13 protein-coding genes and 1 pseudogene are annotated in these 21,329 nt (G+C 58.6%); 2 read left to right on the top strand and 12 right to left on the bottom strand.

Annotated elements, in window-relative coordinates; genetic code table 11:
* Positions 1 to 664: 664 nt before the first annotated feature.
* From IPM61_15625 to IPM61_15600, 6 genes and pseudogenes are all read right to left on the bottom strand, one after another.
* A complete protein-coding gene (locus tag IPM61_15625; GenBank protein ID MBK8912740.1) occupies positions 665 to 2,290 on the bottom strand; it encodes a hypothetical protein in 1,626 nt (541 codons plus the stop codon).
* 23 nt (positions 2,291 to 2,313) lie between these two features.
* Positions 2,314 to 2,766, bottom strand: a pseudogene (locus tag IPM61_15620) (transposase).
* Complete coding sequence (locus IPM61_15615; GenBank protein ID MBK8912739.1) at positions 2,703 to 3,140, bottom strand: transposase family protein; 438 nt, start codon at positions 3,138 to 3,140, stop codon at positions 2,703 to 2,705. The pseudogene IPM61_15620 and the gene IPM61_15615 overlap by 64 nt, the downstream one beginning before the upstream one ends.
* A gap of 77 nt (positions 3,141 to 3,217) precedes the next feature.
* Complete coding sequence (locus tag IPM61_15610) at positions 3,218 to 4,879, bottom strand: VCBS repeat-containing protein (protein MBK8912738.1); 1,662 nt, start codon at positions 4,877 to 4,879, stop codon at positions 3,218 to 3,220.
* A 120-nt stretch (positions 4,880 to 4,999) separates the two neighbouring features.
* A complete protein-coding gene (locus IPM61_15605; GenBank protein ID MBK8912737.1) occupies positions 5,000 to 6,646 on the bottom strand; it encodes a choice-of-anchor D domain-containing protein in 1,647 nt (548 codons plus the stop codon).
* A 65-nt stretch (positions 6,647 to 6,711) separates the two neighbouring features.
* A complete protein-coding gene (locus IPM61_15600; GenBank protein ID MBK8912736.1) occupies positions 6,712 to 8,988 on the bottom strand; it encodes a VWA domain-containing protein in 2,277 nt (758 codons plus the stop codon).
* A 176-nt stretch (positions 8,989 to 9,164) separates the two neighbouring features.
* Between IPM61_15600 and dprA the strand changes: the two genes are divergently transcribed.
* Positions 9,165 to 10,256 carry a DNA-protecting protein DprA gene (gene dprA / locus IPM61_15595; protein MBK8912735.1) on the top strand — a complete coding sequence of 364 codons (1,092 nt, stop codon included), beginning with the start codon at positions 9,165 to 9,167 and terminating at the stop codon, positions 10,254 to 10,256.
* A 422-nt stretch (positions 10,257 to 10,678) separates the two neighbouring features.
* Here the strand turns inward: dprA and IPM61_15590 are convergent, their stop codons facing one another.
* The 6 genes from IPM61_15590 to IPM61_15565 all read right to left on the bottom strand — a co-directional run bounded on the left by IPM61_15590 (position 10,679) and on the right by IPM61_15565 (position 19,497).
* Complete coding sequence (locus IPM61_15590; protein MBK8912734.1) at positions 10,679 to 11,560, bottom strand: hypothetical protein; 882 nt, start codon at positions 11,558 to 11,560, stop codon at positions 10,679 to 10,681.
* Between the two features lie 100 nt (positions 11,561 to 11,660).
* Complete coding sequence (locus IPM61_15585) at positions 11,661 to 16,100, bottom strand: PKD domain-containing protein (protein MBK8912733.1); 4,440 nt, start codon at positions 16,098 to 16,100, stop codon at positions 11,661 to 11,663.
* 169 nt (positions 16,101 to 16,269) lie between these two features.
* Positions 16,270 to 17,226 carry an anti-sigma factor gene (locus IPM61_15580; protein ID MBK8912732.1) on the bottom strand — a complete coding sequence of 319 codons (957 nt, stop codon included), beginning with the start codon at positions 17,224 to 17,226 and terminating at the stop codon, positions 16,270 to 16,272.
* Entirely contained in the window at positions 17,223 to 17,942 is a 720-nt protein-coding gene (locus IPM61_15575; protein ID MBK8912731.1) for a sigma-70 family RNA polymerase sigma factor, read from the bottom strand. The genes IPM61_15580 and IPM61_15575 overlap by 4 nt, the downstream gene beginning before the upstream one ends.
* Before the next feature lie 10 nt (positions 17,943 to 17,952).
* On the bottom strand, positions 17,953 to 18,699 hold the full coding sequence (locus IPM61_15570) for an HAD family hydrolase (protein ID MBK8912730.1): 747 nt from the start codon (positions 18,697 to 18,699) through the stop codon (positions 17,953 to 17,955).
* Between the two features lie 57 nt (positions 18,700 to 18,756).
* The gene (locus IPM61_15565; protein MBK8912729.1) at positions 18,757 to 19,497 is read right to left on the bottom strand and encodes a pyridoxine 5'-phosphate synthase; all 741 of its coding nucleotides are present in this window, start codon (positions 19,495 to 19,497) and stop codon (positions 18,757 to 18,759) included.
* 212 nt (positions 19,498 to 19,709) lie between these two features.
* Here IPM61_15565 and IPM61_15560 point away from each other — a divergent pair, with 212 nt between their 5' ends.
* The gene (locus IPM61_15560) at positions 19,710 to 21,302 is read left to right on the top strand and encodes a peptide chain release factor 3 (GenBank protein MBK8912728.1); all 1,593 of its coding nucleotides are present in this window, start codon (positions 19,710 to 19,712) and stop codon (positions 21,300 to 21,302) included.
* The last annotated feature ends 27 nt before the right edge of the window (positions 21,303 to 21,329 follow it).

Below are 21,329 nucleotides of genomic sequence, written 5' to 3'. Positions count from 1 at the left end.
CGTTGTTCCGCGAATCTCAGGATCAGCAGATACGAGGCTCAGAGGCTTCCGAGGCCAACGGCAAACTCCGCTTTTTCCATCGTTTCCCCGAACCCACCCCGGCCTATCGGCCACCCCTCCGTGGGAGAGGGACGCTTCGGGGCTTCTGGAGGAATTGAGACTGGCTCCGTGCGCGGCCTTGCGGGCTGCTCCCCCTCTTGGGAGGGGGTTGGGGGTGGGTTGGGGACACCCGCGAACTGGGCATTGCCTCGCGAATCTCAGAATCATCGGCTTTTTTAGAGGCTCTATCAGCTGTTTGCTGTTGGAGCCTCAATTTTTTTTTGAGGTTGGAGGAAGATTTTTTCGTGGCGGTGCGGCCAGATAATCGAATTCTGGAAAAGTGATAATCGTTCCCGATAGATTGATAGCAGAAGATCAATCAACAACAACGCAACCGGAAAACTGCCATGAATATCACCGTTACCGCCACCGCACCGAACGCCACCACCACTGGCCGCCGCAGCAACCGTTCGCAAACCTCCAACTGGACCATCCACCACGTAAACATCCCGCAATCGGGAGTGCTGGGGAAGGGGAAATAAGATTTGGGGCAAGGGGGCACGGCGTGCTTTTGCTGCGGCAGCAGCCAAAGGGTGCCGGCTCTGCGCCTGATTGCCGTGGAGACTTAACGATAAGGATGCAGGGAATTTGGGAAGGATTGTTGTTGACTAAGGTCCATCTCCGCTGCCCCCTGTTCCCCGCCCCCCTGGGTTCCCACGCTGGAGGACAATGCACAGCGAAAATCAATAGGATGTGGAAGCGAGCGAATGCGCCCGCCGTAGGTAGGAATTTCATCCTTTGGTGGTGGCTTGAAGAAATGAATCTTCTCGTCGTACCGAACAGCAAAACTGGGTACACCGCTTCCATCAATATCACCAAGTCGTGTCATCGTATCCCAGAAATCGCCAGGGACTCGAGCCATGACATCAATGAGGGAGTCAAGGGTTGGACCAGTAGTGTAGATGAGGATGAATGGTGTTGAATGGGCAACGATCTCCGAACGGTCGTCGCCGTTAATGTCACCCAGATCAAACAACACAAACTCTGACCCATACCATCCATCATGCAGCACCGTTGGTGTTGGCATACTGACCCAGGGGCGGAGTGGGAATCGTCCGTTGGCACGGTCGGCACTGTCGGTTCCTGTGCCGTACTGTTCTTTCAGCCTCTGCCCAGCCTTTCCGGCAAAGACTTTGATGCGTTCACTCTCAAAGTTCCCCCCGATGGTGACAATATCAAGGAGGTGATCGCCGGTGACATCCATCAATCGTGCGTAGGAGCTATAGGATGTTTTGAGGTTAATGGCCTCAATGTCGGAGGTATCAATCCATTGGCCGTTGTCATGCTGATAAGCAACCATGATTTGATCAATGTCATCAATAATGCCACCATAGAAGATGAGGTCATTGTCTCCGGAGCAATCGTGGTCACGGTATTCCACTGCTTTGTTGCCTGGTGGATACCACCATCGTTGAACGGGTGAGTGGTCTCTACCATCGCGTCCCCATCGCTTGCCACGTTCGCCAGCAAAGATGTGTCCTTTAGGAATTCTCGCTAATGCTCCATCAGCGAATCCCCACCCGGATCCACGAATGAACAAATCATCAATGTGATCACCGTTAAAATCACCACTAACTCCTTGTTTTGGAGTAATCCAGATGGGAGCATCGCAGGGGAGTTGGGTGGTGTCGTTGGTGGAGTAGATACCATTGGGTTGTCCCCAGAAGACGACGGGGATACCGATGTCATACTCTCCTCCACGTTCAGTAGTATCCCCATAGAGATGGATGCCACAAGCGATGTCGAGGATGCCATCGTCATCAAAGTCCCCGGCGCAGAGGAAGTAAGTAGTGGAACCGATTTCAGAAGGTCCGATGCGGATACCATCAGCAGGGGTAGGGAGTGAGTTTTTCTTGCCGTAGAACAGCAGGAGTTCATATCCCCGATTGGTTTTGTTTGCCCCAAAGGCGGAGTCACAACGGGATCGCTCGATAATGTAATCGGCCATTCCGTCGTTGTTAAGATCACCAGTTGGGATGATCTGTCTTCCAAAGAGTTCTCCAGTTTCACCAACCCAACCGGGCAAGCATTGGAGAGTGGTTCCATCCATGGTCCCCCATTCTTGCATATAAGCAAAGGAGGGGTGTCTGGGATCAATGCGGTTTTGTGCGTGGGTGAAGGTTTGCCCAAGCAGGAGCAGTGCTGTGGTGAGCAGCAGGAGGAGAGGTGGTTTTTTGTTGGTTTTGTTCATTAGACCTCTTTCAAAAGTAGCTTTCAAGGGAGTTCGAAATTATGGATGGCGGCGATGAGGTTGAATCTCATATCAAATCGCTTGCGACGATTTCGATATTTCTCCGCTATGATCTTGAACACCTTTAACCGACCAAACACATGCTCAATCACGATCCGCTTCCGCGAGTGCTCACGATTCTCTCCCTTCTCCCAATCTCCTAATTCCACCCCCTTCCGCCGCTTGTGCGGCAACCACACGTTGCTCTGAATCTTCGATAAGCCCAGATATCCCAAATCCGCTATCCAACAACTCCCACTCCCCAACAATCGCCCATACCCCCGACCCACACACTGCTTCAATAACGCGAAATCATGCTGGCTACCAACCCCAAACTCTGTCTTGAGTATCCGACGACTCCCCAACGCCACTGCTACCTGCGTCTTGATTGTGTGGCATCCACGCTTCCCGCTGTAGTACTCCCTTTGCTTTTTTTGGGCCGTTCAATCGGGCTTTCTGTCGCATCGATCACGATCACAGCAAACTCTGTCTCCCCGACTCGCGGCTGCGGACGCTTCGGCAATTGAAACTCTTTGCTCTGGGTGAGTTCATCCTCCACTCGCCGAATGATCCGGCTGCAGGTCGGTTCGCTGATCCCAAAATCCGCTGCAAGGTGATATTGCGCTCGATACTCACGCCAATACAGCAGCGTCAACAACAGCTGATCGGCGAGCGTGAGTTTCGGCGGACGACCAAACTCTCGCCGCGCTGCACGAATGACCCGAAGCATTGCCTCGAAGGTCGTCGGCAACACACCGGTTAAGCGTCGAAATTGTTCCGGTGAGCGATCACAAATCTCTGCGTAGCGCATCCTTCTTCCTTATATTGGTTGACCCCAAACATAACCCGTAATCTAGACTTTTGAAAGAGGTCTATTGTTTTTATCTCCTATGGTTGTGATCTATGAATGAAATGTGGAGCCAGTGCAGTTTTGTTGGCTCGATAAGAATCTGAAGAAGTTGCGCTAAGGTCCATCTCCGCTGTCCCCTGTTCCCCGCCCCCCTGGGTTCCCACGCTGGAGGACAATGCACAGCGAAAATCAATAGGATGTGGAAGCGAGCGGATGCGCCCGCCGTAGGTAGGAATTTCATCTTTTGGTGGTGCTTTCAGGAAGTGGACGTTGCCTTCATACCGAACGGCAAAAGTTGGCTTACCGCTCCCATCAATGTCACCAAGCCGCTTGATAGTTCCCCAATTGTAGTCATAGCCTCCAGGAACTCGAGCCATGACATCAATAAGAGAATCAAGGGTTGGTCCGGTGGTGTAGATGAGGATGAACGGTGTTGAATGGGCCGCAATTTCCGAACGTCCGTCTCCGTTAATATCGCCCAGATCGAACAACACGTGTTCGCTTCCAGTCCATCCATCATGGAGGACAGTGGGTGTTGGCATCTTGACCCAGGGTCGGAGTGGGAATCGTCCGTTGGCACGGTCGGCACTGTCGGTTCCTGTGCCGTACTGTTCTTTCAGCCTCTGCCCAGCCTTTCCGGCAAAGACTTTGATGCGTTCACTCTCAAAGTTCCCTCCGATGGTGACAATATCAAGGAGGTGATCGCCGGTGACATCCATCAATCGTGCGTAGGAGCTATAGGATGTTTTGAGGTTAATGGCCTCAATGTCGGAGGTATCAATCCATTGGCCGTTGCCATGTTGATAAGCAACCATGATTTGATCAATGTCATCAATAATGCCACCGTAGAAGATGAGGTCATTGTCTCCGGAGCAATCGTGATCACGGTATTCGACTGCTTTGTTGCCTGGTGGGTACCACCATCGTTGAACGGGTGAGTGGTCTCTACCATCGCGTCCCCATCGCTTGCCACGTTCGCCAGCAAAGATGTGTCCTTTAGGAATTCTCGCTAATGCTCCATCAGCGAATCCCCACCCGGATCCACGAATGAACAAATCATCAATGTGATCACCGTTAAAATCACCACTAACTCCTTGTTTTGGAGTAATCCAGATGGGAGCATCGGAGGGGAATTGGGTGGTGTCGCTGGTGGAGTAGATACCATTGGATTGTCCCCAGAAGACGACGGGCATACCGATGTCATACTCTCCTCCACGTTCAGTAGTATCCCCATAGAGATGGATGCCACAAGCGATGTCGAGGATGCCATCGGCATCAAAGTCACCGGTGCAGAGGAAGTGAGTAGTGGAGCCGATTTCGGAAGGCCCGATGCGGATACCATCAGCAGGGGTAGGGAGTGAGTTTTTCTTGCCGTAGAACAGCAGGAGTTCATTGCCACGGGTGGTTTTGTTTACTCCAAATGCGGTATCGCAGCGATCACGCTCGATAATGTAATCGGCCATTCCGTCGTTGTTAAGATCACCAGTTGGGATGATCTGTCTTCCAAAGAGTTCTCCAGTTTCACCAACCCAACCGGGCAAGCATTGGAGAGTGGTTCCATCCATGGTACCCCATTCTTGCATGTAGGCAAAGGAGGGGTGTCTGGGGTCAATGCGGTTTTGTGCGTGGGTGAAGGTTTGCCCAAGCAGGAGCAGTGCTGTGGTGAGCAGCAGGAGGAGAGGGATGGTTTTGTTCATCATGGTTAGCTCCTATCAATGCTGTTGAACGATTGCTGAATCATCGCCTTATCGCCTGCGAGGCCTGGCCATGCCACACAGGCGATTGCATTCTGCTGGGGGAAGTCCGTTGCATTGCCCCCTTTACCACACCTTCACAAAGCTAATCACTGGCGCGACTGGGATGGAGGGGGCTTCGCCGCCGCCGGTGGCGATTCCTAAAAATCCAATCCCGGCATCCAACGCCCACGTGTGGCCAAACCAACGGGCGGTGGCCGCTATCGGCAGATAACCCAACGTCTCCATGCTCAGAAATTCCACCGCAACTTTCCACCGCTCGCCAACGCGGTAATCCCCTCCGCCGCTGATAATCAACGCGTTTTTGTCGAACGTGCCGCCAATGCCGTTGGTCACGTGCTGCTTAAATCCGTAGCCCGCCAGTATGCTGAAACGGCTGTCGTCGTTGCCGTAGCTAAGGGAGAAGTAGGGGATGCTGACGGTGATCTGCGACTCCAAACTTTCGGTCACGTCCTGGTCGTAGATGCTTCGCGCCCACTGGTAGCCGCCGGCAATGTTCAGCTGTTCCGTAATGGGCAATCCGGCCTTCACCCCCGCCGAGTACGCCCCGTACATCGTGCCGTTCAGGCCGAACCAATCATCTGGCAGGGGAACGCCGCCGCCAACAAGCACCATCACGTTATCGGTGATGGAGTAGCCCGCCACCAACCCCAGCAGATCATAGCTTCCCACATATCCATCTCCACCTTTCGGCAACACCGCGTTCGGCGCGGCAATGGTGCGGAAGGTTGTGGGGTCCACATACCGCTCGCTGATGCTTGGCTCGTCCGGCTCGGTGCTGGTGGTGCCGATTCCGTTTCCGAACAAGCGTGCGGTTACGTCGCTGCTGTCGTCGGTGCGGAAGCTCAGCCGGGTGCTGGTGCGCCCGCTGCGGACCGGGGCAAACCGAAGCTCCATCCGGTGGCCGCTGTTGGGGGGGATGGTGAACCGCCCGCCGCCATCAATCACGCTGAACTGCGTGGTGTCGGGGCCGGTGAATTGCGTGCTGGTGATGGTCAGCGGGGTGGTGGTAAGGTTGCGAATCATCACCGGAACAACCGTGTCGCGGCGGCTGCCAACGGGGATGTCGCCAAAGTCAATCTCCGGCATATCAATCGCCAAATCTTCCCGAATCCCTTCCCCCTCCAATGCCTGAATCATCTCCTTCCCGCCAGCCATGATGTGGATGTTGGACCCGCGCAGCCCACGCCCCGACGGGCGGAACCGAAGCTCCATCGCATGGTTTTCCCCTGGCGCGACCGTGAACGGGGGAATGCCGTTGACAATCCCAAACTCGCGCGCGTTCGGCCCGGTGATCCAGATGGAGTCAACCACAAACGGAACCGCCCCGGCGTTGCGGATCATGTTCGGCATCACGATGTCGGTGACGGAGCCGATCCGCCGCCGGCCAAAGTTTAGGCCGATTGAGCGCGGGTCCGTGTCCAGAATTGCCCACAGCGAGTCGGAGCGGTCCTCCTGCAATCGCAACGCGCCAACGGGGCGCACCACAAGGTTTGCCGATTCGCTGGAAGCAATCCGTTCGCCGTTGGGGCTGAAGGTCGCGTACGACATCTGCGAGTCCCACCGATTGCTCGACATCATTCTTCCGGTGGCCACATCCCAAACGTTGACGCTTCCGTCCACCGTCACGATATGCTGGCCGTCGGGGCTGAAGTTTGCGTAGCCGATGGAGCTTCGCGCGCGGAACTCCTTCCCGTCGCGGTCGAAGTTCATCTCGCGAATTTTTGCGCCGGTGCGGAAGTTGTACAGCGTTGCGGGAATCTCGGACCCATGCCAGATCAGCAGGCTTTCTCCATCGGGGCAAACATTGCCCGCAGGTAGGAGGCCCCGTACCGTTTTCCCGGGCGAATCTTCTGGGCAAGCGCGCCAGTGATGGAGTTAAAAATCCGAACGGTGTCGTCGGTGGTGACGCTGGCAATCCATGCGCCGTCGGGGCTGAAGGTTGCCCCTTCGGTTTTCCGCGCGTGCTTGATTTTTTGAAGCTGCGTTCCGTTGGCGGCATCCCACACCCGCACCGCGCTGTCGGGTCCCGCCGTCAAGATTCGCGTGCCGTCGCTGCTGAACATTGCGCTGGTGACGATCTCACCATTTTGGGGTTCGCCAAAGGTCCTCAGTTTTCGCCCGCTGGAAAGGTCGAAGAGTGCCGGGGTGTAGTTTTCATCCATCAACAACACTTTCTTTCCGTCGGGGCTGAAGACGGGGCTTGGGGTTACGTCGCCTTCGGTGCTGGCGGAGTTCCACCGCTCGGTTTTGTTGTACGGCTTCCCTTTGAACTTGGCAACCTCGCGCCCGCTGGCCATATCCCACACGCTGACGATGTTCCCTTCGGCGGCGGTCAAGGCTTGCCTGCCGTTTGGGCTGAACTCCACGTAGTAGGCGCGTGCCGGGCGGGGGCCGTTCATCCCCACGGAGATCGTTCGGATTTTCTTCCCCGTTGCCACGTCCCACACCGGAACCACACCGCTCCAGCTTGCCCCCGCCACCATCGTTCCATCGGGGCTGAATGCGCTGGTCAGGATCACTTCGCCGGCTCCGGTCAGCCGCATTCCGGTGTCGGCAGCGGCGGTGGCGGCGGTGTCAATTTCGGCGACGCGGGCAAGGCAACGCTCGCTTGGCGTTGCCGGAACCTTCCAATGGAAGCTCCCGCCCGAGGTCCGCTCGGTGATGGTTTTCCATGTTGTCCCGGCATCGGTGCTGTACTCCAATTGCACTGGGGTTTCGGGGGCAACTCCATCCCAGGAAATCGTGGTCGTGGACCCGGCAATAAACCGCTCGCCTCCGTTCGGGCGAATCAAACGGATGCTTGGCTCGGGGCGTGCGCGGGTTCCTGCGGCGGCAAACACCACCGCCCCGGCGCAGGCATCGTTGGCGATTGCCCAGCGTGCAAAACGGTAGGCGGTGTCGGCGGCGGAGTAGCGGATTGCCAGCGTCCGGCTGCTTCCGGCCGAGATGGTGAACGGCGTTGCCGGCGCGTCCAATTGGAACTGGCCTTTTGGGGTCATCGGTGTGATGCTGGTGATGGTGACATCGCGCCCAACGGCCCGCAGCGTTAGCTCCTCCTTCTCCGTTCTTCCAATCGCAACCGCGCCAAAATCAACCGATGGAGGAAGAACCTCCAGCCGGGGAACGCTGCTCTGTGGGGCCTCGTAGCGCATGGCCGCCGCAAGCCCCTGCGATGGGACTTCAAGGCTGACGTTCCGGTTCACGTTGCAATCGGGAAGGCTTTCCCACGTGACTTCGCACGGTTCGCCGCCAAGCGCGCGGTACTGGATTGCCCGATACACCGCCTGGGCCTGCGGAACCGTGGTGACGTATTCGTAAAACTCGCCGCCGGTAGCGCGGGCGATATTCTTCAGGATGTCGGGCGCGGGCATCCCCAGCGTGACGCAGAAGATGGCGACGTTGTTCTGCTGGGCCAGCGCGATGATCTTTTTCTCATCGCCGCCGCCAAGCCCGTCGGTCAGGAAGATCACCACGCGGCGGTGCTTCCCCTTTTCGGCCACCACCAACCCGCCGGCGGGAGGGTTGCGCAATCCGGCATCATACTCGGTCCCCCCTTGTGGCCGCAGCGATTCAATGGCCGATAGAAGGTCCGCACGGTCGCGGGTGAAGTCGCGGATAATCTGGCCGTACTGGTCGAACGTGGTGACGGCGCACTCGCTTCGCCCTTCCGGAAGCCCCTGTATCCACGCCTTCGCCGCCGATTTTGCAAGCTCCATATTTGGCGTGCCGGCGCGTCCGTCGGGGGTGTTGGCCATCGAGCCGGAAACGTCAATCGTCAGCACGGAAGAGAGGGCATCAACCGGAACCGGAGGGGGGCAATCAATCGCGGTGACGCGGCGTTCGGTTCCGTTTTCGCGAACCTGAATGGTCCGCGTGCTAACGTCGCGCAGCGGCTTCCCTGCGGCATCCAGCAGATAGACCTTTGCGGTGATCGTCGGGAATTTGCTTGCGTCAAGGCTGGAGACCACCAGTTGCTGGGCGGCAAGATTCCCGGCGCAAAACGCCAGCGCGGCCAGCAGCAGAACGGAGGAGCGGAGCAGTGAACTCTTCATCGGCAGATGCGATTCCAATAGTTGCGAGTGTGTGTGCGTGTCGCCCGAAAGATGCGACGATAACCGGAGATGGGAAACAGCGAAGTGGTGTATTTTTACCGAAGCCCTTCGCGGGGTAGATTTTTGTTTGGGGAGGGGGGGCACCAAACCATCACGTATCAACCACAACCACGCCGATGCTAACAACACCACAAATCCTTGCTTTGAACTTCCTTCCTGGGATTACTTCCGCGGCGGTGCGGAGCTTGGTGGAGACGGGGGAGGAGTTCCAGACGATTGTGAACGCCGCGCCGGAGGACCTGGCCGCCGAAGGGTTGCGGCGCGCGGCAATCGAGGGGATGGCCACCATGGATATCCTCCTTCGGCAGGCGGAAACGCAGACCACGCGGGCAAAGGAATTCGGCGGGGAGATACTCCATTTTTGGAGCGATGATTACCCGGCACGGCTGCGGCAAATTTATGCCCCGCCAATCGTGCTTTACCTGCGTGGCCAGCTGCTGCCGGAGGATGACCGCGCGATTGCCATTGTTGGAACGCGGGCCGCAACGATGTACGGGCGGCTAACCGCGGAGAAGTATGCCGAAGAATTTTCCGCGGCGGGGGTGGCGGTGGTAAGCGGGCTTGCACGCGGGATTGACCAGTACGCCCATGCCGCCGCGCTGCGTGCCAACGGGCGAACAATCGCCGTGATTGCCAGCGGGTTGGATGAAATCTCGCCAAGCCTTTCGGCGCAGATGGCGGGGAAGATTGCCGAGCGTGGCGCGGTCATCAGCGAGTATCCTTTTGGCGTGAAGGCGATTCCGGCATTCTTCCCGCAGCGCAACCGGATCATCAGCGGAATGACCGCCGCCACGCTGGTGGTGGAGAGCGATGAAAAAGGGGGGGCGATGATTACTGCCAGCTTCGCGCTGGACCAAAGTCGCGAGGTGTTCGCGGTTCCCGGGCCGATCTCCTCGCCGAAAAGCCGCGGGACCAACGGGCTGATCCGCACCGACCGCGCGCGGCTGACGCAATCGCCAGTGGATGTTCTTGACGCGCTGGGATACCACATCCCAACCCCCGCAATCGCCGCCGCCGCCGCTGCGCCCGCCGATCTTACCCTGTTCGAGCGCGCAATCTTCGACACCCTTGACGGCGAACCCCGCCACGTTGACACCCTGTGCGAAGCCACCGGACTAACCAGCAGCGAAGCACTTGTTGCACTGCTGGCATTGGAGTTCAAAGGCCTGGTCCGCCAAATGGCCGGAAAAATGTTTTTGCGGCGGTGATGAACAGGTAGCGGCCCCGCCTCAGTCGGGGTAGCGACCCCGATCTTTATCGGGGCCGAGTCGTTTCTCAGAATTAGCCGCCGAAGGCTAAAGACCTTTTATCAATCCCGACGAATGTCGGGGCGGCTACCGGGTGAACGGGTAGGGGCAGGTCTTTAGCCTGCCCAGTGTTCTTTGAGAGATAGCCGCCGAAGGCTAAAGACCTTTTATCAATCCCGACGAATGTCGGGGCGGCTACCGGGTGAACGGGTAGGGGCAGGTCTTTAGCCTGCCCAGTCGTATCTCAGAATGAGACGCCGAAGGCTAAAGACCTTCGGCTACCGGAGGTCGGGGCGGCTACCGGGTGAACGGGTGGGTACTGAAAACAAAAAGCGGGCGGGCATCATTGCCCGTCCGCTCTTTCTTTTTTTGCAAGGGTGGGATTACCGCGCAATCGTCACCGCGATTGGTTGCCCGCCCCCTTTCACGAAGTACGTCCCCGAGGAGCATTGCGACAGGTCCACCGGGGTTGCTGCCGCAACGGTGTTCCGCCACACCACTTCGCCGCTGCTGCGTATCACTTCGGTTGCCACCGCCACTTTTGGATCCACGTTCCGCACGATCAGTTGATAATTATTCCCCGCCGTTGGTGCCGACTCAATGGCAACATCGGTGTTGTTTTTGATGATGTAGAAAAAAATCTTGTCTTTGGAAAGTGCCTCAACCACGGCAATTCCATCATTGCCGTTGGCTCCGTAATTCCGGTCGAAATATTCCTGGCCTAATTGCCCGCCGGGGCTGTTTTCGGTTGGGCGGTTGCTGATAAAATCATTCAACGCCTTGGCTTCGGCATATCCACCAATCCCAATATCTGGCTTCAGCGTTGCAAGCGCAGGGTCGTTGAAGAATTCCCGCGCCACCGCCTCGTTCCCTTCGGCACGTTCCTGCTCATTCAAGCAATTGCGGAATCTAAATTCCTGATTATTTGCGTCCAGAATCGTCACCCCCAAATCGGCACCGGGCGTTGTAATTGCTTGGGATGCGGCGCACTGATCGGAAAAATTTGCGGGCACGGTAATCGGGCCACTTGGAGCTGCGGAAACCGTTTCCAACGGATCAACCCGTGAGGTCTTATCGCTCCATTCGCGAATTAGCCACCGCTTTCCTGTGGCTTTGTCGTGAATTACCAGATACGTCACGGTATTCCCATTATCGCAGGGATACCGGTGCATAATTTCCATGGTAGCGTTCGCTGCCGTGGCCATCGAAAGCAGACTGGCGGTCGCCATGATCGCAGTCTTCGCAAGGTCTGTGAGCTTTTTCATCATCATTCTCCTGATTGCTTTCATTAAATGGAATTTCCCCACCCCCTCTATCAGCAAAATAGCATTTGTGTTGAGCCAATTGCTACTCCATTTTTGCGTTTTATTTCACCACCATCATCGCTCGGGTCATTGTCCAGTCGCCGCTGGTTAGGCGGTAGTAGTATAGGCCGGAGGGATGCGCGGTTGCGTCCCACGTGACGGTGTAGCGTCCGGCGGCAAGGCGCTCGTTTAGCAGCAACGCAACGCGCTGCCCAACGCCATCCAACACCTCCAACCGTGTTGGGCCATCCAAGCCAAGCGAGAAGGTGATGTCGGTGAGGGGGTTGAACGGGTTCGGGCGGTTTTGGTCCAGCGCGTAATCGGCGGTGGTTAGCTCAATTAACCGCAGGTTCAGCCCGCAGATGGAGTCTATCCGAACCGCGCCGGGATCCGTCACCACGCTCAGGCAATCGCCCATCGGCGAAAGGATGCTGAACGGCAACGGCGAGCTGCTGTTGGCCCCCAAATATCCAATCAGCTGAATCCCCAGCAATGCTCCGCTCCCAACGGCGGGGCTTCCCGTGGGGGAGGAAAGGAAGTAGATTGCCCAGCCCTCGCTGCGGTTCTGCTGGACGCTGTCAATCTTCCATCCATCCAGAATTCTTCCTTCCAACAGTGCGGCGTTGGCGCGAAGAAACGTGGGGTCGTAACTCAGCTTGATGGCGATGCTGGTAAGCCCCAGCGGGTCCATTGCGGAGTCGGCCATCACCTCCACCACCACCGTGTTCCCAATCCCCACCTGATACTCCTTTCCGATATGGAGCCGCACCGTTCGCGGGTTCACAATCACCAGCGCGGAATCACGGGCCACGCAGCCGTTGGCATCGGTGATGGTGAGGTGGTAGCGTGTGGTTGCGCTGGGGTTGGCAAAGGGGGCGGGGCAATCGTCGCAGCTTAGTCCATCCGGAGGGGTCCAGCGGTAGGCCACGGTGTTCGGGGAAGCCGTTGCCGTAAGCTGTCCGGAGCAGAACAGAGTGTCGGGGACCACCGCCACCGTTGGCAACGGAAGCACCGCCACCGTGACGGTATCGCTGCCGCCGCAGGGGAGAAGGGAGCGGACGGTATACACCTGCGTGCTGCTTGGCGATGCCCACGGGGCGGGGCAATCGGTGCAGCTAAGCCCCGTTGCTGGGCTCCATTCCACCGGCCCGTTTCCGCCAACGCTCAGCTGGACGCTATCGCCAACGCAGATTGCCCGAACGGAGGGAGCCTCAATCCCCCGCGGTGGCACGATGCTGACGGTGACGCTGGCGCTGTCGCTGCAGCCGGCAGCGTTGGTGGCGATTACCTTCCATGTTGTTGTTGCGGTTGGCGTGGCTTGCACGGTGGCGCAGGTGTCGCAATCCAGCCCGGACGAGGGAACCCAACGGAACCGCATCGGGCGCGGCACCCCGGCGGAATCGGCAATGGCACTCAGTTGAACGATTCCGCCAGCGCAGATGGAGGTGTCGCGGGTTAGGCGAACGGCTGGCGGCGGAACCACGCGGACCACCACTGTGTCCTCCGCCGTTTCCCTGCAAGCGGGGTCCCCTTGTCCGGTGACGATGTAGGTGGTGGTGGCGGTTGGCCGGGCAATTGGGTTGGGGCAGGTGATGCAGCTTAGCCCCGTTGCTGGCCGCCACGTGTAGGCCACGCCACCGGTTGCTTGCAGCTGCGCCGCGCCCCCGGCACAGATCGCCGTGTCGGGGCTGGCAACGATTGCGGGGCGTGCGGTAACGAACACCGTCACCGTGTCGGTCCCCGTGCAGCCGTAGCCGTCGGTGATGGTGACGCGATAGGTGGTGGTGGCCGTTGGCTGGGCGATTGGATTCGGGCAGCTGGTGCAGTTAAGCCCGGTTGATGGCTCCCACGTAAACAGCGTTCCCCCCGTGGCTTGCAACTGTGCCGAGGCTCCGGAGCAGATATACTGATCCTCCCCCGCCCCCACCGGAATCGGGCGGAAGGGGGGGACGGTGATCTCCATCACCAACGAGTCGCGCGGGCATCCGGCATAGAGCCTGACGGTATAATTCCCGGGGGTGGCGTAGCGGTGGCGGGGGTTCTGTTCGGTGGAGCTTCCGCCGTCGCCAAAATCCCAGAAGCGTTCTTTGGTGATCGGCGCGCCATCGTCCCAAATGCAGAGTTCGGAGCCATCATGGAACTGCACAACCCCGCACGACGTGGTGTCGTACCGGAATTGGAGCAGTTGGTAAGGCTTGAATTTTAGCAGCACTGGTTGGTCCTCAAGTCCGTTATCAACCTCGTTTCCTTTTCGGGGTTGGAACGCGCCCGGGGTTGTGGGGAAATTGGGGGAGTGGGTGGTCATGCCGATAACGGCTTCCACGTTGCAGCTATCCCCCATCAGCCGGATTCGCGCCCGCCCGTAATTGTCAAGGCTGCCGTAGTCGTTGTTCACCCCGCCGATCATCGTGGAGTACATCACCCGGCTGGCGGTTGGGCTTAGCTTGGTTAGGAAAAGGTCGAAGCCGCCACGGTTCAGTTGGTCGTAGGCGCAAGAAGAGATTGGGAAGAATGTTGGCTCGAAATTTCCGCTGGCGAAGGTGCTCCCAACAACAAAGATGTTTTCCGATTGATCCAGTGCCAGGGTGTTTGCGCGGTCGTTGTTGGTTCCCCCCAGATAGGTGCAGAAATTCACCCCGGTAAGATCGGCGCGGAAGCTGGCAACGTAGGCATCGCTGGTTGCAGGGTTCCCCGGGCGGGTGTTAAAACTGCGGTCGAATGCGCCCGGGGTGGTGAAAAGATCGGGGGAGTAGGTGATGCCAACAATCACTGGGTCGCCAGCGGAGTTCAGAACTATCCCTTCCCCAATATCGGTGCCCGCGCCGCCAAAGTAGGTTGATGCAAGAAGCTGGGAGCCATCGCGGCTTAGTTGCAGAAGGAAAGCATCGGCGTTCCCGGCCGGGATTTCCTGGAACGCGCCGGTGGTGGTTGGGAAATCGGCGGAGTAGGTTGTCCCCAGCACGAAGGCTTCATCGGCATTGTTCAGCACAATATCCAACCCAGCCTCGTGATCGTTTCCGCCAACAAGGGTGGAGTAAAGGATCGTTTGCGCGTCGGCATCAAGGACCGTCACCAGCGCGTCGGCGGTGCCCAGTGGGCCGGAGTTGGTGGTGCTGTACGCCCCGGGGGTGGTGGGATAGTTGGGGGAGGTGGTGTTTCCGGTGATGGACAATTCGCCCCGGCTGTTCAGCGCGGCGCGGTCAAAAAAATCGGAACTGTCGCTGCCGAAGTAGGTGGAGTAGATCAGCGAATCGCCATCGCGGCTCAGCTTCACGGCGAAGCCATCCCATAAGCCTGCGTTGTAATCTTGGATCGGCGTGGGGTCAAGCGTGACGGGGAAATCGCGGCTGAAGGTGTAGCCAACAACGTACGCTTCGCCACTGCTGTTGACGTTGATGGACGAGGCCTCGTCCTGGCGGGATCCGCCCAGATAGGTGGAATAGACCAGCGACCTTCCGTCGGGGGTCATCTTGAAAACGTAGGCATCTTCTGGGGCCATGGTTGTCCCTCGGTCGCCACCGTTGAACAACTCGTTGTAGGAGCCGGGAACTGTTGGGAAATAATCGCTGTACCACCCCACGCCGTAGATGTAGCCCAGCGCGTCAACGTCAATATCCCGCATGTAGCCTTCCACCAAATAGCCTTCGGTGGTGCTTGACCCGCCGATAAATGTTGACCATGCCAGCATCGTCGGATCAATCACCAGCGGGAGGTCACGGCGGTAGCTGTGGTCGGTGGCGAATCCGTAGGTGGTGTCGTTCCAAAGGATGAAGCGGGTGGGGACCTCCACTTGCTTTCCGTCAATGATTTGGTAAGCGTAGGGGCGTTGCTCAATCAGCGTCCCCCAGCTGGTGGCAATTTCAAGCTGGCCAGCGTTGTTGATTGCCAGCTGGTTGATCCCCGTGCACTCCATCCGGACATCGCGCAGCTGGCCGCCGGGGCGAACAACGCAATCATATTTCAGCGAACGCCCGGTGCCGTAGTAGCAAAGGTCAATGTTGGGATACAGGTCCCGATACCACAGCCGCCCGTGCTCCCGAACGCCAGCAATGGCGCGCCCGGCATGGAAGTAATTCGCCCGCCCGGGCAGCGGCTCCTCCGCCTGAATGCGCGGATTTGGCAACGCCCCGCTGAAATGAATCCCCCATTGTAAAACCTCAACCGTTGGCGGCGTGTGCCGTGCGGTGGAGTGTGAAGTGGAGGGTGTTTGGCTGCTGCTGGGCCGCGTAAACAGGAACCCAACTCCATCCCGCCCGAACGCCGCTTGCGCCGTTGCAGTTGTGGCGTGGTACAGCGTTGCCGGATCCCACTGCCCGTTGTTCTGCCGGAACCCCAACGGCAGGTCCGGCAACCGCGCCGCCACCAATTCGCGGGTTTGCTGCTGCGCCGTTTCCGGCGTTTGCGCGGTTGCGCTGCCGCAGGCAAAAGCCGCCATCAGCAGTGCCAGCAACGGGCGGAAGGTAAGATGTCGTGTTGGTGTCATCGTGCGTGTGCTGTTCATCAACGGTGCGTTGGTTTGCGGGCCACAAGATCAAGGGAACGCAATAGTAGCAAAAGGGGAGTTGCCATGCCATAGCCAAGTTGGTGGTGGGTGGGGGAAGAAGACAAAAGGGATGATCCAAACAAGGATCATCCCTTTCTAAACATCTCTGTGCTGCTGGGTTGTCTTTCTATGCCTTCATCTTTCCCAGCACGTACATCGCGCCGGTGGGGGTGGGCATTCCGCCGCGTGGCTCAAGGGTGATGGCGAACGCCTCGGCACGGTCAATCTTTTTCATGTGATGGAGTGCCTCCGGTTGGTCGGCAAGGTCGAACACCCCGGCATCAATCGGCTTCCCATCGGCCAATGCCCAAAGCTGATATTGCTTGTCTTCCGGCGGGGCGGGCAATCCTTCCACGCTTAGGGCAACATCGCCGGTTGTTGGGTTCCAGTGGACCATGGCGATCGCGCTTGGCGCGGCCTCAAGCCCGGCAAGCGTCACCACTTGGTTTTTTGGATCTTTCAGCTGGACCATATCGGCCACCACGCGGTTCATCCGGTTTTTCAGCGTGTTGTATTCCTGCACCAGCTGCTGGTTCCGGTTGATGGTGTGGGCCAGGTCCTCCTTGGTGGTTTGCCACTGGTAGCCCATGTAGGCGGCTGCGCCAAGCCCCAGCAGTGCAAAAATAATGGAGGCCGCCAGCAAATATCTGCGCGATGCCGGGAACGCCACCGGTGCGGGCAAGGCCTGCTGCGGGCGCAACTCCAGCACGTTCGCTGGTTTTGCGGGCGGTGGTGGTTCCGGGCTGGGCGTTGCTGGCGGGAAAGGGGCCTCAGGCGGTGGCTGCTGCACAAATGGTTCCGCTTCAGGAGTAATGGTGGTGGCGGCTTCTGCCGCGTCATCCCCCCACGCCACACCCTCGCTGGTGGCGATGCTTTGCAGGATGGAGTCCTTCAGCGCAGGGCGCGGCGCAATCGCCCCGTTGGTGGCCAATGCTTCCAACGTTTCGTAGATCTGCTCAATCTCCTGGCGGACGTGCGGATGCTGCTGTGCCATGGCTTCCACTTCTTGAACTTCTTCGGCGGATAGTCCCCCCAGCGCATACAGTTCCAGCACGCCAGACGATATGTACTCCTCGATATTCAACGTGATCTTTCGGTAAGGGCTTGCTTCGTTTGTTCTGTTTCGGCGTTCATCAGTTCTCGTAATCGTATCAGCGCGCTGCGGACGCGGGTTTTGACCGTGCCCAGCGGTATCCCCAATTCATCGGCAGCCTCACTTTGGGTGAAGCCTTGATAGTAGATCAGGTCAATCAGCTGCTGCTGGTCCGGCTTCAGCTTCAACACAAATTCTTGAAGGCCAATGGTCTCCGGGTTGAAACTGCTGTTTTGCTGGCGGTCAATCTCACCTACGAGATTCTCAATGGATCGGTTTGTTGTGCGTTGGCGGTACTCGCTGGAACGGAGTTTGTCCAGGGCGGAGTTGCGCGCAATGTTCAGCATCCAGGTGAAGAGCGTCCCACGGGAATTGTCGTAAGATTCGGCGTTCTTCCAAATTTTCACGAAGGTTTCCTGCAGCACATCCTCGGCCAGCTCCTCGATTGGCACAATCCGCATCACCACCCCATACAACGCCGCCGAGTAGCGGTCGTAGATCACCTGGAACGCATGCCGATCCCGCTGGCGCAGCTTCAACGCCAACGATTCGGCATCAATGGTGGTATCGGTAGAAACGGACAACGGTGCGGCCGCTGGTTTGTTAAAATCTGGCTGGTGACAATGGAGTTGCTGATTCTCAGGAAATGATGCTTGCTTCTTAGCCCGTGGTTGCGTTGCCGGCGTGCTTTGCTCACCTTGCTCCATCGCCCTCTAATCAACCCCTCATAATTCGCTCCCAAATCTCCGGCATCTGGTCCCAGTGTGTGATCACTGCATCGGCAGCGGAAGCGGTTCCGTCGTCGGCGTATTTGTGGGGGATGTGGTTGCCGCGATACAGGATCGCTTTCATCCCAACCCCTTTCGCCCCCCGGATGTCGGTCCGCTCGATGTCGCCAATGTGAAGCGAGTTCCCCAAGTCCCCGCCGAACGGCTCCACCGCACGGTGGAACGCATCGGGGTGGGGCTTGGCAACGCCGCTTTCGTCGCTGAAGATAAAATTGCTGAAGTAACTGGCAATCCCTTTTTGCTCCATCAGTTCCCGCAGCACCCGCCCCGGGGAGAATGCTGTGTCGGAGATCAACGCCAGCGGCGCACGATTGGCCAAGAACTCCAACGCCGCCGGCACCCCAGGCAGCAACGACGGGGGATTGCTCAGCACCCCCTGGGCAAAGGTTTGCGTCACCTGCTCGACCGCTTCCTCGGGAAGCTCAAGATCAAGCCGCTGGCAGATTTCCCCAACCATCTCCCGCGAAGTTGGGGTGCGGTGGTGGTTCAGCCAGTGGTGGTCGAAGTACTCCCAGATGCTCCGGAACGCCGTGTCAATCTCCTCAATGTCGCGGAAATATCCGGCGTTGGCAATCGCTTGGCGAAGCGCGGCTTGGCGTTCCTCGTTCCGCTGCGGGCCGCCGCTGTCGTCGAACAAGGTTTGCCAAAAATCAATGGTGATAACGGTGGAATGCATGGATATGCAGCAAATGCCGTGTTGATGATATGAATGATGCAGAAATGACGGAACGCACTACCCGCGCGCCCGGTGCGCAATGCCCAGATATTGCCGCACGGTCTCCGGCAATCCAAACTCCAGGGCATCGGCGATAAGGGCATGGCCGATGGAGACCTCCAGAACGTTGGGAACGGCTGATAGAAACAGCGGCAAGTTTTCGCGGTTCAGGTCATGCCCGGCGTTTACCCCCAGCCCCAGGCTCCCCGCCAACTCCGCCGCGCTGGCGTAGGCCGCAACGGCTTGCTGGCCTTCCCCGCGCGAATAGGCGGCGGCGTAGGGTTCGGTGTACAGCTCAATCCGGTCGGCACCGATTGCCGCTGCGCGCTGGATCTGCTCAGGAATCGGGTCCATGAACAGGCTAACGCGGCAGCCATAGCCGTGCAATGTTTCGATGATTGGCCGCAACCGTTCCCCTTCGGCAAGCAGGTCCCAGCCGTGGTCGCTGGTGAAGGCTTCGGGGCTGTCGGGGACAAGGGTGCATTGGGTTGGGCGAACCCGGCACGCAAGCTCCATGAACTCCTGAAACGGATTCCCCTCGATGTTGAATTCCATGCCGGGCCAATCGCGAAGGAAGGTGGCAAGGTCCAGAACGTCTTCCGTGCGGATGTGGCGTTGGTCGGGGCGGGGGTGGACGGTGAGGCCATCGGCACCGGCGGCGGCGCACAGATGGGCGGCGTGAGTGATCTCTGGAATCCCAATCGTTCGAGTGTTCCGCAGGGTTGCAACCTTGTTGAGGTTGACGCTCAGTTTGGTCATGGCGCGAATATACAACAGCAGCAAATGGCTATGGCCAAGGAAGATGAGTGATTGAAAGAAGTGGTTGGGGCGGCTACCCCTCCCCCAGAATTGGGGGAGGGGGTTGCTGCGGTGGCGGGCTTCACTCTGTTCGGTATCACCACTATCCAACCAATCCCACCCAACAACCCGTTACCCCACCCGATTTCTACCCCCCCGTATCTTTGCGAACTATGAGCGAATTGCAGCATGAAATAGCCCGGCGGCGAACCTTCGCCATCATCTCGCACCCGGACGCGGGGAAGACGACCTTGACCGAAAAACTCCTGCTGTACGGCGGCGCGCTTCGGCTGGCGGGGTCCGTTACGGCACGGCGAAATATGCGCAAAGCCACCAGCGATTGGATGGAGCTTGAGCAGCAACGCGGAATCTCCGTCACCAGCACGGTCCTGCAATTCGAGTACGAGGACCACACTATCAACCTGCTGGACACCCCGGGCCACGAGGACTTCTCGGAAGACACCTACCGCACCCTTACCGCCGCCGACAGCGCGGTGATGCTGATTGATTCGGCAAAGGGAATCGAGCCGCAAACCCGCAAGTTATTCGAGGTGTGCCGCATCCGCCGCATCCCCATTTTCACCTTCATCAACAAGCTGGACCGCCCGGGCCGCCCGGCGTTGGAGTTGCTGGATGAGTTGGAAGGGGAGTTCGGAATCGCGCCGTGGCCGGTGAACTGGCCGATTGGCTCCGGCCCAACGTTTAGCGGCGTTTACGACCGCCTTCACCACCGCGCCCATTTGTACGAGCGCACCGCCCACGGGGCCTATCGCGCGCCGGTGGAGCTGACCGATTTGAACGACCCAAAATTGGCCGGCATGATTGGCCAGCGCGAGCTTTCCGAGCTTCGCGATGACCTTGAGTTGATTGGCGGGGCGGGCGTTGAGTACAGCCATGAGCGTTTCCTGACGGGGGAAATCTCCCCAACATTTTTCGGCAGCGCGGTCAACAATTTTGGGGTTGATCTTTTCTTGGAGCGGTTCGTTTCCCTTGCGCCACCGCCGGCACCGCGCCGCACCGCCAACGGCCCGCTTGACCCTGCATCGGAGACGTTCACGGGGTTTGTTTTTAAGATTCAGGCCAACATGGACCGCCAGCATCGCGACCGTGTGGCGTTCCTGCGGGTCTGCTCCGGTAAGTTCGAGCGCGACATGAGCGTGACGAACACCCGCAGCGGGCGGCAGGTGCGGCTAAGCCGACCCCACAAGTTGTTTGCGCAGGAGCGGGAGACGGTGGAGGAAGCGTATCCAGGCGACATCATCGGCCTGATGAACCCTGGCGTGTTTGCCATTGGCGACACGGTGACTTCTGGGAAGGGGGTGCAGTTCGAGCCGATCCCGCACTTCTCGCCGGAGCGTTTTGCCAGCGTGCGAACCCCGTCGCCAGCAAAGCGGAAATCGTTGCAGAAAGGATTGGAGCAGTTGCGTGAGGAAGGGGCGATTCAGGTGATGTACTCCCCAAACAGCACGGACCCAATTTTGGCGGCCGTTGGCCAGCTGCAGTTCGACGTGGTGAAGTTCCGGCTGGAGGCAGAGTATGGGGTGGATGTGATCCTTGCTCCGCTCCCATTTGTGGCGGCCCGCTGGCTGTTTGGAAGCGAGGAGGACCTTGGCAACTTCCTGTACAGCGGCACGGTGGTGGTGAACGATGCCGACAATCTTCCGGTGATGCTCTTCCAAAGCGAATGGCATATCAACGCCGCACAGGAGAAAAATCCGAAGGTGACGTTCAGCCCAGTGGTGAGGGGGGAGGCGGTTCCGGTGTAGCCAGGGAACTCCTGTGCTTTTCCATGC

This window comes from Chlorobiota bacterium (genome assembly GCA_016710285.1).
Lineage (GTDB): Bacteria > Bacteroidota > Ignavibacteria > OLB7 > OLB7 > OLB7.
The sequence above is the reverse complement of the archived record's forward strand: the minus strand, read 5'-3'. Positions and strand labels throughout refer to the sequence as shown.